This is a genomic window from Zymomonas mobilis subsp. pomaceae ATCC 29192 (assembly GCF_000218875.1).
GTDB classification, from domain to species: Bacteria; Pseudomonadota; Alphaproteobacteria; order Sphingomonadales; family Sphingomonadaceae; genus Zymomonas; species Zymomonas pomaceae.
The window spans coordinates 1,350,109-1,361,777 of sequence record NC_015709.1; the positions used below are offsets into that span (position 1 = coordinate 1,350,109).

General features: G+C 41.9%; 14 protein-coding genes. 7 read left to right on the forward strand and 7 right to left on the reverse strand.

What is annotated here, in order from left to right:
* Positions 1-179: 179 nt before the first annotated feature.
* Entirely contained in the window at positions 180-779 is a 600-nt protein-coding gene (locus ZYMOP_RS05925; RefSeq protein ID WP_013934443.1) for an ankyrin repeat domain-containing protein, read from the forward strand.
* Between the two features lie 18 nt (positions 780-797).
* Here ZYMOP_RS05925 and ZYMOP_RS05930 read toward each other — a convergent pair whose 3' ends face one another.
* The 7 genes from ZYMOP_RS05930 to ZYMOP_RS05960 form a co-directional block, all read right to left on the reverse strand.
* On the reverse strand, positions 798-1,136 hold the full coding sequence (locus ZYMOP_RS05930; protein WP_013934444.1) for a DUF1491 family protein: 339 nt from the start codon (positions 1,134-1,136) through the stop codon (positions 798-800).
* Positions 1,136-1,597 (reverse strand): PTS sugar transporter subunit IIA, encoded by a 462-nt coding sequence (locus ZYMOP_RS05935; protein ID WP_013934445.1) that lies wholly within the window; start codon positions 1,595-1,597, stop codon positions 1,136-1,138. Before ZYMOP_RS05935 ends, ZYMOP_RS05930 begins: the two co-directional genes overlap by 1 nt.
* 205 nt (positions 1,598-1,802) lie before the next feature.
* Positions 1,803-2,396 carry a ribosome hibernation-promoting factor, HPF/YfiA family gene (gene hpf, locus ZYMOP_RS05940; protein WP_013934446.1) on the reverse strand — a complete coding sequence of 198 codons (594 nt, stop codon included), beginning with the start codon at positions 2,394-2,396 and terminating at the stop codon, positions 1,803-1,805.
* Positions 2,397-2,522: 126 nt separating this feature from the next.
* Complete coding sequence (gene dnaQ / locus ZYMOP_RS05945; protein ID WP_013934447.1) at positions 2,523-3,221, reverse strand: DNA polymerase III subunit epsilon; 699 nt, start codon at positions 3,219-3,221, stop codon at positions 2,523-2,525.
* A 4-nt stretch (positions 3,222-3,225) separates the two neighbouring features.
* Complete coding sequence (coaE, locus tag ZYMOP_RS05950) at positions 3,226-3,822, reverse strand: dephospho-CoA kinase (protein ID WP_013934448.1); 597 nt, start codon at positions 3,820-3,822, stop codon at positions 3,226-3,228.
* Positions 3,823-3,831: 9 nt separating this feature from the next.
* Positions 3,832-4,713: a shikimate dehydrogenase gene (gene aroE, locus ZYMOP_RS05955; protein ID WP_013934449.1), complete on the reverse strand. Its 882-nt coding sequence runs from the start codon at positions 4,711-4,713 to the stop codon at positions 3,832-3,834.
* Entirely contained in the window at positions 4,710-5,306 is a 597-nt protein-coding gene (locus ZYMOP_RS05960; RefSeq protein ID WP_013934450.1) for a Maf family protein, read from the reverse strand. The genes aroE and ZYMOP_RS05960 overlap by 4 nt, the downstream gene beginning before the upstream one ends.
* Positions 5,307-5,669: 363 nt before the next feature.
* Between ZYMOP_RS05960 and ZYMOP_RS05965 the strand changes: the two genes are divergently transcribed.
* From ZYMOP_RS05965 to ZYMOP_RS05995, 6 genes are all read left to right on the forward strand, one after another.
* Positions 5,670-6,155 (forward strand): hypothetical protein, encoded by a 486-nt coding sequence (locus ZYMOP_RS05965; protein WP_013934451.1) that lies wholly within the window; start codon positions 5,670-5,672, stop codon positions 6,153-6,155.
* Between the two features lie 16 nt (positions 6,156-6,171).
* Positions 6,172-6,543: a hypothetical protein gene (locus ZYMOP_RS05970; RefSeq protein ID WP_013934452.1), complete on the forward strand. Its 372-nt coding sequence runs from the start codon at positions 6,172-6,174 to the stop codon at positions 6,541-6,543.
* A gap of 51 nt (positions 6,544-6,594) precedes the next feature.
* Complete coding sequence (locus ZYMOP_RS05975) at positions 6,595-8,430, forward strand: tetratricopeptide repeat protein (protein ID WP_013934453.1); 1,836 nt, start codon at positions 6,595-6,597, stop codon at positions 8,428-8,430.
* A 1,176-nt stretch (positions 8,431-9,606) separates the two neighbouring features.
* On the forward strand, positions 9,607-9,798 hold the full coding sequence (locus tag ZYMOP_RS05985) for a hypothetical protein (RefSeq protein ID WP_041581758.1): 192 nt from the start codon (positions 9,607-9,609) through the stop codon (positions 9,796-9,798).
* Positions 9,799-10,061: 263 nt separating this feature from the next.
* Positions 10,062-11,099 carry a uroporphyrinogen decarboxylase gene (gene hemE / locus ZYMOP_RS05990; protein ID WP_013934454.1) on the forward strand — a complete coding sequence of 346 codons (1,038 nt, stop codon included), beginning with the start codon at positions 10,062-10,064 and terminating at the stop codon, positions 11,097-11,099.
* Positions 11,100-11,205: 106 nt separating this feature from the next.
* Positions 11,206-11,661: a CopD family protein gene (locus ZYMOP_RS05995; RefSeq protein ID WP_013934455.1), complete on the forward strand. Its 456-nt coding sequence runs from the start codon at positions 11,206-11,208 to the stop codon at positions 11,659-11,661.
* Positions 11,662-11,669 lie beyond the last annotated feature (8 nt).

Genomic DNA, 11,669 nt, shown 5'->3' on the forward strand with positions numbered 1-11,669 from the left:
GACATTTTATTCTTTTAAAAAATATTTATCGAAAAGACCTGCGTTAACAGGCTATTCAAAGGAAAATTTGCTGCTTAATCTGTTATTATTATTCGCCTGACAGATACCAATAAAAAATAATACCGTAAAATGAAGATAACTGCCTGTTACAGCCCTTTATGGATGGTTCGGAGATAGAAATGTGCTCTAAAAAGTTTTTCGGTTTATTGCTGGCCGGAATGGTTCTCACCGTACCAATATCCGCTTTTGCTCAAAACGAAGATTATAGCTTTTTAAGAGCTGTCCGAGACCGCGACACGAATAAAATTACCAGCAGTATTGATCAACAGCAAAGTCTGATTAACACAAAAGACTATAGCAGTGGCGATACAGCCCTTCACATTGTTACCCGAGCCCACGATATACAATGGCTAGCTTATTTTATCTATAAAAAAGCTAAAATTGATCTTAAAAACAAGGCAGGCGAAACCCCTCTTATGTTAGCCGCAGAAATCGGCTGGACAGATGGGGCACAACTTCTGTTAGAAGGCGGCGCCGATCCCAATATAACCGATAATAGCGGCCAAACACCGCTTATTATGGCGGTTCAAAATCACAATCTACCCATGGTAAGGGTGCTGATAGATAATCACGCTGACCCTAAGATAACCGATCATATTGCGGGCCGATCTGCACGGGACTATGCAGAACAGGATAATCGATCAAACGCTATTCTGAAAGTGCTTGACGAGGCTAAACCAACACAAAAGAAAATCATGATGGGGCCAAGACCACGCTAAAAAGGGTCTCAATATCTTTTAAGAAAATAAGGTGACGGCAAGGGCTTCACTTTGCCGTCCTTCTAATTCAACTAACCAAATATCGGGATCGAAACGCTGTCGCTTCTCCAGATATTGGCGAAAGGCCTCAGGTTCCGCACCTTCCTTGGGGCCTACACGCCCCCATCCATACTGCCCATTTTCTAATAAAATACGTTCTAACAGAAAAAGGGGAATACCTTTTTCAACGACCATCAAAATAAGACCGCCGGCTTCTTGATCCCCCTTTTTTAAAATCATCATTGACTGTCCCGCTGCATCCATTTGCCGTAGCAAAGCCTTAATCAGCATATGCGTTGCTAAACGCGGTTCAGACATCACTTGGTCTCATTTTCATCAATTAATAAAGCATAAAGGGCATCGCCAGACGAAGCCCCTCGCAATTTTGCCCGCAAATCGCCATCCCGCAAACGACGGCTGACACAAGCAAGACTCCGCAGGTGATCAATGCCTGCGTCTGTTGGTGAAAAAAGGAAGAATAACAGATCAACAGGCAGTTTATCGACAGCATCAAATTCAATAGGTTCTTTTAAACGTACAAAGAATCCTGAAACATGCTTCAGACCATCCAGCTTACCATGGGGGATAGCAATACCATGACCAAAACCGGTTGATCCTAAATGTTCTCTTTCATGCAGACGCTCAACAATCTGTTTAGGATTAATCAAAAATTTTTGGCCAGCCCATTGACCAACCTGCTGAAATAAACTCTTTTTATTAGAGGGATTAAAAGCCGTTTCAATCCTGTCCGGCCCGATAATCTCGGCCAGTTTATTCATCTATTTTCGCCTTTATATGCCCACGATTTCAAAGATCGCAGCATCGGATCAGAAAAGATGCTGTATTAAGAAAACACCAAAATCTGAAAAGATAAAATCAAGCCTTCCAAGGCGGTAAAGCGCTTCTGCTTTCAATTAAGCGATACGCTTTACCCCTCTATGGAAATAAATTCTCTACCCCATTTATCAATTATGGCGGCTTGGTTTAATTGGGTTCAACCCAACCGATCGTACCATCAGAACGACGATAGACCATATTATAAAGGCCTGTTTTACTGTTTAAAAACAATAAAGCTGTCGTATTACGAAGATCAAGCATCAATACCGCATCAGATACCGAGGTTTCTGGTATATCCACCTGCATTTCTGCAATAATAGGAGGATGTTCGCCGCTTTCAACGGCATCATCAACCTCGAAAACAGTATAATGCGCGTTATCCAGTATTTCTTCTTCAGGGGTAAGCGCAGCTGTTTTCAAAGCAGGCGCCGGTGTGCTTGACTGCATTTTACTTTGTAAACGACTACGATGGCGACGAAGCTGTTTTTCTATTTTACCTAAGGCCTGATCAAAGGCCAAATGGGCATCCTTACCAGTACCAGAAGCTTTTAGAATGATACCGCGCATCACATGGACAATAATGTCGCAAGAAATAACCGCCTGTCTTCGGCTGCCAAATGTTACGGTTGAGCTTAGGCATTTAGGGAAATATTTACCAATAACATCTTCAAGATGATCGGTAGTATAACGCCTTAGAGCAGTACCAGTATCAATCTGATGGCCAGAAATACGAATATCCATCTTAGCCTTCCTCCATACGCTCCTAAATAAACCCTGCTTTATTTATAATCAAAAAAATTGCTAAATAACAGGATTTTATCCCGTAATATTCGATCATTCTATTATTGCAATCTCGATCTCTCTATCCTAAGCTTGACGCCAAACGGGATCGGAAATTTTATCAATAAAAGCGCCATGACGCAGCAACTCTTGCGGGCTGGCCTGATGGGGGCGGGGATTCCGTCTTGGTTTCCGGTTTTTCGACTGAGAGGCTGTATTATAGCCGTCCTTACGTCCCCCCGAAGCAGAATCATCGCCCAAGGCCATACCAATCTGACGCCCCCCCGTCAGTTCAACATAAAGTTGGGCTAACAACTGAGCATCCAGCAAAGCGCCATGCTTGACGCGATGGCTACGATCAATGCCATAGCGGGTGCAAAGCGCATCCAAAGTATGTTTGGCCCCCGGATGCTTACTACGGGCAATCGCCAAGGTATCCACCATTCGGGTCATACAGATGGCTGAATAGCCACATCGGCCTAATTCATGATTCAAAAAACCAAAATCGAAAGCCGCGTTATGGGCAACCAACGGTGAAAAACCGATAAAATCCAAAAAGGATTTCGCCTTTTCTGCAAAAAGAGGTTTATCTGCTAAAAACTTATCCGACAGTCCATGAATGGATTCTGCGACCGCATTCATAGGACGTTCTGGATTAAAATAGCAATGGAAGCTACGGCCGGTTTCAACTTTATTGATCAGCTCGACGCAACCGATCTCGACCAGCCGATCGCCATCAATCGGACTAAGGCCAGTAGTTTCGGTATCAAATACAATTTCGCGCATAGCATTAGTATCGGCTACCTTGCCCCACAAGGCAACCGGCGATCTTTCTCGTCTGAGCCGCTGTTTGGGCAATATTGCCCCCATTCCTAATAATAAAATCGGCTAATTGTCTTTTTTTCCGATCTGGCCACTGTCGTGACAGCAAGCCGTAAAAACGTGATTCGGTCATATTTGGCCTTTTCAAAGCGCGACGACGCTGGATCCAACTGGGTGCAGAAACAACGGCAATATAATCGGTCAGGCGATCAAATCCGGCTTCAAATAATAAGGGTATATCAATAATAACAAGCGGACGGCTACGATGCTGCCGCAAGAAATGCCTTAATTCCTGAACAACAGCCGGATGAATAATAGCCTCTAAACGCGAAAAACCGGCTGGATTAGCAAGCAACATAGATCCCAATTTTTGCCGGTTAACGCCATTAGCATCAATAACACCCGGAAAGGCCTGACCAATCGCTGGTAACAATTTTCCTTGGGGGCCTTGTAGCTGATGAACGACCTTATCTGCATCGAAAACAGGTAATTTCATGGCCGAAAAAAGAGTAGCTACCGTCGATTTACCCATCGCAATAGAGCCGGTCAGGCCTAAAATAATCATAACTTTCGCCTATTTCCGAGAAGTCAATAAAGCCCTTAACGCCTGATCTTGATCCCTTGGGGGTTTACAGCCGTAAAAAATTTCAAAAGCAACAGCGCCCTGTCCGATCAACATCGACATCCCGTCAATTGTTTTAAGACCCCGTGCTTTAGCCGCTTTTAGCAAGGGTGTTTCCAAAGGTGCATACACCACATCATAAACAAGCGTGCGGGAATCTACTTTGGCAAGACTAATATCAAGCGGCGGCTGCCCCGTCATGCCCAAGGTCGTAGCATTAACGATCAACCCTAATTCACCATCTTGTAAAAGAAATTCCGGTTCACGATTATCTTCAAGACTATGAAAATCCAAATCTCCCCGCAACGCGCCAATATCCCGCGCTAACGCGCGCGCTTTTTCAGGATTACGATTGACAATCTGGCACGTAAAACCTGCCGCTGTTAATCCCAGAGCCACAGCGCGGGCGGCACCACCGGCACCAATAATAAAGGCCTTTCGTAAACCTTCCCCTTGGTGCTGCATCGGGGTTTGTAAGGCTTCCATAAAACCCGGAATATCGCTGTTATACCCTTTTAAATGCCCGTCTTCTTCAACGCTTACAATATTTACAGCACCGGCTTTTTCGGCCAAAGGATCAATGCTGTCTAAAAAAGGTATCACAGCTTGTTTATGAGGAACGGTGACATTAACCCCTCTAAATCCCAAAGCGGGCAAAGCCTTAATACTCTGCTCCAGATGGGACGGATGAACCGGAAAACGGCTATAGTCACCGTTAATTTGACAAGCCTCTAACCAAAAACGATGCAACATCGGGGACTGGCTGTGGGCGATAGGCCAACCGATAACCCCTGCAACGGCAGGGTTCGGGCGATAAAGAGTATTCTGAGTCATATCTTTACTATTGAGCGTTTTCGCAAATAGGCAAGTAAAGCGAGCAGGGGCAGCCCCATAATGGTGAAATGATCCCCTTCAATCTTATCAAAAAGTTGAATACCCAGCCCTTCAAGACGGTACCCGCCGACACAATAGCTAATTTCTGGCCATTCCTGATCGAGATAACTTTCCAAAAAATCTTCAGAAAAAAGGCGCATCGTTAACAGCGCTTGATCTTGATAATGAAAAACACAGCGCCCTTGCTCGATCACGGCAAAGGCACTGGTCAGGATGTGGGGTTTTCCGGCTAAACCCCGCAAATGCTGGGCAGCCTCATCACGGTCTTTCGGCTTGCTCAATAAATCCCCTTCGGTTGTAATAACCGTTGAATCGCAGCCCACGACTAAATCATCAGGGCAATATTCAGCGACGGCCAACGCTTTGGCTTCTGCCAAGGCAAGCGCCAAACGAGCATTATCTTTTTTATTGGCCTGCCATTGATGCTTGAGAGCGGTTTCGTCCACTTCTGCGGTTTTAATAGAAAAAGATACACCTGCCGACCTTAAAAGTGTGGCTCTGATTTTAGAGGATGACGCAAGAACAAAGGCCATAAATTTTTCCAAAAAAATTTCTAATATAGAGAATAATAGCAGTAATTCCCAAAGATCCTGTCTTAATTTTTTACTGTCTTATCTGATATTATTTTTAAACAAAATTATATATAACCGTTAAAACATCTCATTTTTTAAAATATGTTACTTATAGAAAATAATAAATAACATTTTTTATAAAAAAATTATTTTCATTATTTTTGTTAAAAAATTTAATAACAAAACCGTCATAATAAACAATGTTTAATAAAGGGGAGGGTCATGACAGCTATATCTACATCAACATCCAGCACAGTTCGCTATTGGCAAGATCCTAATTCTGACGCCACTGATCCCTCATCTACCCATGAAGACACCCTATAGTTGTTACCGCAGCAAATACGAACAGCAAATACGAATACGCCTACCTCTTGTAACGGCTCTAGCACCGTACAAATTTCTAATAATGATAATAACATTGACATAATAGGTAGTAGTGATGGGTCAAATACTCATTCTTTAATAGGAAATATTTGTTTTCCGCCAACAACACAAAATATTAATTTTAATGATAAAGATGAAAAATCAGAAAATGATTTCAAATCTCTCAATGATAATAAAAATCTTACATTTAATGTAATTAGCTTTACGCTTTACTCTTATTTTGGGGCAATAAAAATAGAAGTAGATAAACAGCTTTCTGTGACCGATCAGCAAAAAGCAATCAACAGGGCTGTGGAAACGGTTAATCTTATCAATAGTAAAAAAGATGCCATAGAACAGCCTTGTTCACAATCAAATCGAGTTATAGCAGCCTACTCTGCTGTAAAAAATACTTTTTACAAACTAAGCCCAAATATACTTCAGTAATGATGATACATTTTTAATGAAATCATCTGAATTATTAAACAATAATCAAAGTGATGCTATAGCTGTTTTCGCCGATCAAACAGCACATGATGGTTGGCACATGGTTCAATATAAAAATAACAGACAAAATTTTTCTGTCAGGAAAGAAAAAGAAGCCGGTGATGTTCAAATATCTCTCTGCGATATTTTGGGGATTAGTAAAAGTAGTAAGCAATATTTTGAATCATATTTCAGTAATCCACTCGCTATTGCAGAAAGAATGTTAGCGGGAATAACGGATCCCGCTACCCGCAACGCTATCATGCAAGAAGCACAAAAGATGATTGAAGAAGAAAATGAGCAAAAAAAAGAAAGCTCTTATAAATCTCAACATAAATCTAAAGATTAAGAACACAATTTATATTAAATTATTTTAATAAAATAATAAGGTGGGGGCACTATGAAAAATACATATAATTTTATGATAAAAACAACAACAATACTCACGTTAATTTTATGTCATGTTCCTCCTGTTTTAGCTAAAGAAGATCAAGAAATCACATCGCCGACCCAAGCCGAAGATCAATTTCATCTAGCGATGCACTATAAAAAAAATGACGACAATAAACAGGATTTAGAGAAAGCTTTTCGTTGGATGGAAGAGGCTGCTGATCAAGGCCATGCCGAGGCCCAACATCAGTTAGGACTTATGTATGATCGTGGTAAAGGCGTTGCTAAAAATGAAAAGAAATCCTTCTATTGGATGCAAAAGGCCGCTGATCAAGGCATCGCAGCCGCCCAATTTGATATGAGCCTCATATATCAAGAAGGCATAATTTTCCCCAAAAATCCTGAAAAGGCCTTCGAGTGGTGCCAAAAAGCAGCCGATCAAGGTTATCCAAATGCAGAAGCTGTTCTTGGAGATATGTATTATGATGGAGAAGGAACGCCCAAAAATTCTGAAAAAGCCTTCTATTGGTATCAAAAGGCCGCCGATCAAGATTACCCAGATGCAAAAGTCTCTCTTGGCTATATGTATAATAAGGGAGAAGGAACGCCTAAAAATTCTGAAAAAGCCTTCTATTGGTATCAAAAGGCCGCTGATAAAGGCATTCCCGAGGCCCAGTCCAATCTGGGAAATATGTATTTTATAGGGGAAGGTACCCCTAAAAATCCTGAAAAAGCCCTCTATTGGCTTAAAAAAGCGGCTGACCAAGGGAATATTATAGCGACTTATCTTCTTGGAAAACAATACATGGCTATTTCAAATGAGAAGGAAGCGGTTCATTGGTATCAAAAAGCCGCTGATAAAGGCCTTGCGTCAGCGGCATTCTATCTCGCTTTGATGTATAATAATGGTAGAGGCGTCGCTCAAAATCCTGAAAAAGCATTTTATTGGTATCAGAAGGCGGCTGATCACAATATTCCTGAAGCAGAATTCAATTTGGGGTTGATGTATAATTTGGGAAGGGCAGTTCCAAAAGACCTCAAAAAAGCTTATTTTTGGTACCAAAAGGCGGCAGAACATGGATATGTCTCAGCACAGGTCAATGTCGGGCTTCAATATCTTTTAGGAATAGAAACCAATCGAAATTTGGAAAAAGCCTTCTATTGGTATCAAAAGGCCGCTGATCAGGGCAACGAAGATGCCGAAACCCGATTCGGGTATATGTATCAACTGGGATATGGCACCCCCAAAGATTTGGAAAAAGCCAAATACTGGTATCAAAAAGCCGCCGATCAAGATTATGCCTCCGGCAAATATGCACTGGGACAGTTGATCTATGATACAGGAAAAACGAACCCGAAAAATTTGGCTGAAGCGATTAAATGGATAAAACAAGCCGCTTATCAAGGGAATGAAGCGGCTGAATGTTTCTTGGGCGCCTTATATGAAAGAGGCGAAGGCGTCCCCAAAAATTTAGAACAAGCGATTTATTGGCTTCAAAGATCAGCACAACAAGGCAACGCTCTTGCAGCCTGTAATCTTGGGCTGATCTATTATCAAGGCGAAGGCGTCCCAAAAAATTTGGAGCAGGCAGCCTATTGGTTCAAAAAATCAGCGGAACAAAATTTCGCTGGAGCGGATTTTTGTCTTGGAATGATGACAGCGCATGATGACATTCCCTCTTATCCCCATACCATGGATGAATCGCTTCGGTGGTATCAAAAAGCCCAACTTCATGTTCACATTTCCATGACGGAAGTCACGCCGCCTTCTCCCAGTATGATTCCCTTTCTTCAGGAAATTTATCAGAGTCTTGATGATTTGCCGCCGCTAAAATTCACAGAATAACATTTATTCATTCTGTAAAATTATTCTAAAATTAAATAAACGAAAAACACATACACAAACTCATACCAAAACATATTTCATATAAAATTATAAAACTTCAGGGGATGAAATGTCTTAATACAAGGAAACGCGAGGAAGCCCTTCTTTTGCATTAGGAAAACCACAGCTTTGGTCATCTTTCTAGAATATATCATGCCGCTCTAGGCATAAGGCGACGAAAGAAACATCCATCCAACCAATGCCGAAAATCAGTTTCTTTCAAACATCACCTAAAATAGGATACAAAAAAGAACTTTTTATCGCCGGAAAAAGCGGTTGATCAATCAAGGCTATACCAAGGTAAGCGCCAAACGAGCATTATCTTTTTCACCGGCCAGTCGGATATTTTTATCAACCTGTCAGCGCCTCCCCATCTGGCTCTGATATGATCGTGGTAAAGGCGTTGCTAAAAATAAAAACTAAGTCTTCTATGAGTTTCAGAAAGCAGCCGATCAGATGGATACGGCAGCGGCTTATTCTCTCGGGAAGCAATACACAATAATCCCCAATAATGAGAATGAGAAAGCGACTTTTTGGTATCAAAAGGCCGCTTATAGTTATCTAAAATCGGCTAAAAAAGGCAGGGATCAGCGGCTTTCATGCTTACTTGGATGTATGAAGGGTATCAGGATATCGCTTAAAATACTAAAAAGCATTTTATTAGTATCAATAAGATGACTGATAATTTTTTATACAGAAAGCGCTTAGTACTAAAAAAAATTCGATGATGTATATTCTGACAAGTCGTCACTCAAAATTTAGCAAACGCCTTTTCTGGGTATAATAAGGGCGGTCATCCCCTTAAGAACCTGCCAAAACCAAACTATCCTATTTGTAGGGAAAAGGGATAGACATTGCGACAGCCCAAAAACAAGCCGTCTATAAGTCATAGGAAAATCTTCGATAAAGATTTCGCCGTAATTAGCGACTATTTAGATAACTGTTTGACCATGCAAATAATGGCCATAGCATAAGCAAAAAAAGATACTTCGCCATCTATGACCCAGACGACTGCTCCTCGTCAGAAGCAAAAAGATACTGAAGAATTTAAAGTACCCCAACAAGTTTCATTTTTAGGATAAGACACGCTTTAATATCCCCTCACTCGACCCTAACCAAGTTTCTATCCCCAAAGGCGTGATAATCCTACCTATCGGGCACGCTCTTTCAGATGTTGAAATTGGGGTTAGCCTAAAAAAATGGAAAAATTGGACAATACAACCCTTCCTTTGTGCACCGCTTTTCGTAGATGCCCCCATTGTTTTATCCGTCTATTTATCTGGCTTTACCTTGATCAAAAAAACTGTGGATAAGCCTGTGGATAAGTAGGGGATAAAATTGTGGATAACCCTTACATCCCTAGTTATCCACAGAGTTATCCCAACAATCCACAGAACATCCACAGAGTTATCCACAGGCTAAGCCGTTTTATTACAGGACAATAAAGAATGTGTATAACTCGAACGACTCCGTAAGAGTCAACGAGTCGTCTTGGAACAAACCTGTTGATAACTTGGTGGATAAAAAACTTATCCCCATTATCCACAGCCCCTACTACTTCAACAACATTTTATTAAATCTTAAGGATTGTTATGGGTGAACCGCGAAAAAAACCGAACGCACCGCTATTAAAGGTTCTCCATGGCCAAAAACAAACGAAGCCCCCGGTATGGTTAATGCGACAGGCAGGGCGCTATTTACCGGAGTACCGAGCCCTTCGCCAAAAGAAGGCAGGATTTCTTAATCTTGTTGAAGATTCCGAGGCAGCCGCCGAGGTAACTTTACAACCTGTCCGGCGTTTCGGTTTTGATGCAGCCATTCTCTTTTCAGATATTTTGGTTATTCCCTATGCGTTGGGTCAAAACTTAACTTTCGTCAAAGGAGAAGGACCAAAGCTTACCCCTCCCTTAGTGAATCATACGTTAAAGACCTTAGAAAGGGCCCCACAGCATCTAAAAGCTATTTATGCTACCGTGCGTCGGGTCGCTGACGTTTTGGCACCAGAAACCACCTTTTTAGGCTTTTGTGGTAGTCCATGGACAGTAGCTACCTACATGGTCGCAGGAGAAGGCAGTCGTGATCAGGCCGTGACCCGAGAAATGGCCTATCGTGATCCGCAAGCTTTTTCTGAAATTATTGATGCTATCATCGACAGCAGCGTCGATTATCTTAACGGTCAGATTGAAGCTGGCGTTGATGCAGTTCAACTTTTTGACAGTTGGGCAGGGCCTTTATCACCACAACAATTCGAACGTTGGGTCATTGCTCCTACCGCCAAACTCATCAGCCGATTACGAGAAAAACAGCCCCATATCCCGATTATCGGCTTTCCAAAAGGCGCAGGTAGCCGGATAAAAGCCTATGTGTGCGATACACAGGTCAACGCCATTGGCTTGGATGAAACCGTTGATCCTTTATGGGCGCATCAATACCTACCTTCGGATTTGCCTATCCAAGGCAATCTCGACCCTCTAGCCTTATTGGTAGGTGGAGACGCCTTAGATCAGGCTATTAAAACCATTCTTGATGCTTTTTCAGAAAGGCCTCATATTTTTAATCTGGGACATGGTATTCTTCCCCAAACGCCGCTCAATCATGTTAGCCGCCTTTTAGAGATTCTTCGTGCTTAATTCTAAAATTGCGAACGAATATATTAATGAATATAGAAACTGTGAATGAAGGTCGCTACCACTTGAACAAAAATTACATAAATAACCACAATAGAAGGAATGCTCTGTGATCGAATGGATGGGTTTTCTCGGTAATCTCTACCCTTGGGTCAAATCAGCCCATATTATTTTTGTGATTTTCTGGATGGCTGGTCTTTTTACGCTACCGCGTTATTGCATTTATCACAGTCAAACCATACCCGGTTCAGTCGAGGATCTTAAATGGCAAAATCGTGAGACGCGATTGCGCCATATCATCTTAACCCCTTCTATTATTTTGTCTTGGATATTCGGGGTTTTATTAGCTTTACATGTCGGCGCTTTGGTCGTCGGATATTGGTTTCATGTTAAGCTGACGGCCGTTATTCTTCTTTCTATTTATCACGGCTGGTCGGTCGCCTATGCTAAAAAATTAGGACGCGGCTTCCGACCGTCCAGCGAACGCGGCCTTCGCCTTATGAATGAAGTTCCGGGTATTATTGCAGCCATTGTCGTTATTTTAGTCATTGTTAAGCCTTTTTAAGAGCGATT

Bases quoted from the DNA above. Each gene is read 5' to 3' on its own strand.
- hpf (WP_013934446.1), bottom strand. From the start codon at position 2,396: ATGGATATTCGTATTTCTGGCCATCAGATTGATACTGGTACTGCTCTA.
- dnaQ (WP_013934447.1), bottom strand. From the start codon at position 3,221: ATGCGCGAAATTGTATTTGATACCGAAACTACTGGCCTTAGTCCGATT.
- ZYMOP_RS05970 (WP_013934452.1), top strand. From the start codon at position 6,172: ATGAAATCATCTGAATTATTAAACAATAATCAAAGTGATGCTATAGCT.
- hemE (WP_013934454.1), top strand. From the start codon at position 10,062: ATGGGTGAACCGCGAAAAAAACCGAACGCACCGCTATTAAAGGTTCTC.
- ZYMOP_RS05935 (WP_013934445.1), bottom strand. From the start codon at position 1,597: ATGAATAAACTGGCCGAGATTATCGGGCCGGACAGGATTGAAACGGCT.
- ZYMOP_RS05960 (WP_013934450.1), bottom strand. From the start codon at position 5,306: ATGGCCTTTGTTCTTGCGTCATCCTCTAAAATCAGAGCCACACTTTTA.
- ZYMOP_RS05975 (WP_013934453.1), top strand. From the start codon at position 6,595: ATGAAAAATACATATAATTTTATGATAAAAACAACAACAATACTCACG.
- coaE (WP_013934448.1), bottom strand. From the start codon at position 3,822: ATGATTATTTTAGGCCTGACCGGCTCTATTGCGATGGGTAAATCGACG.
- aroE (WP_013934449.1), bottom strand. From the start codon at position 4,713: ATGACTCAGAATACTCTTTATCGCCCGAACCCTGCCGTTGCAGGGGTT.
- ZYMOP_RS05930 (WP_013934444.1), bottom strand. From the start codon at position 1,136: ATGTCTGAACCGCGTTTAGCAACGCATATGCTGATTAAGGCTTTGCTA.
- ZYMOP_RS05925 (WP_013934443.1), top strand. From the start codon at position 180: ATGTGCTCTAAAAAGTTTTTCGGTTTATTGCTGGCCGGAATGGTTCTC.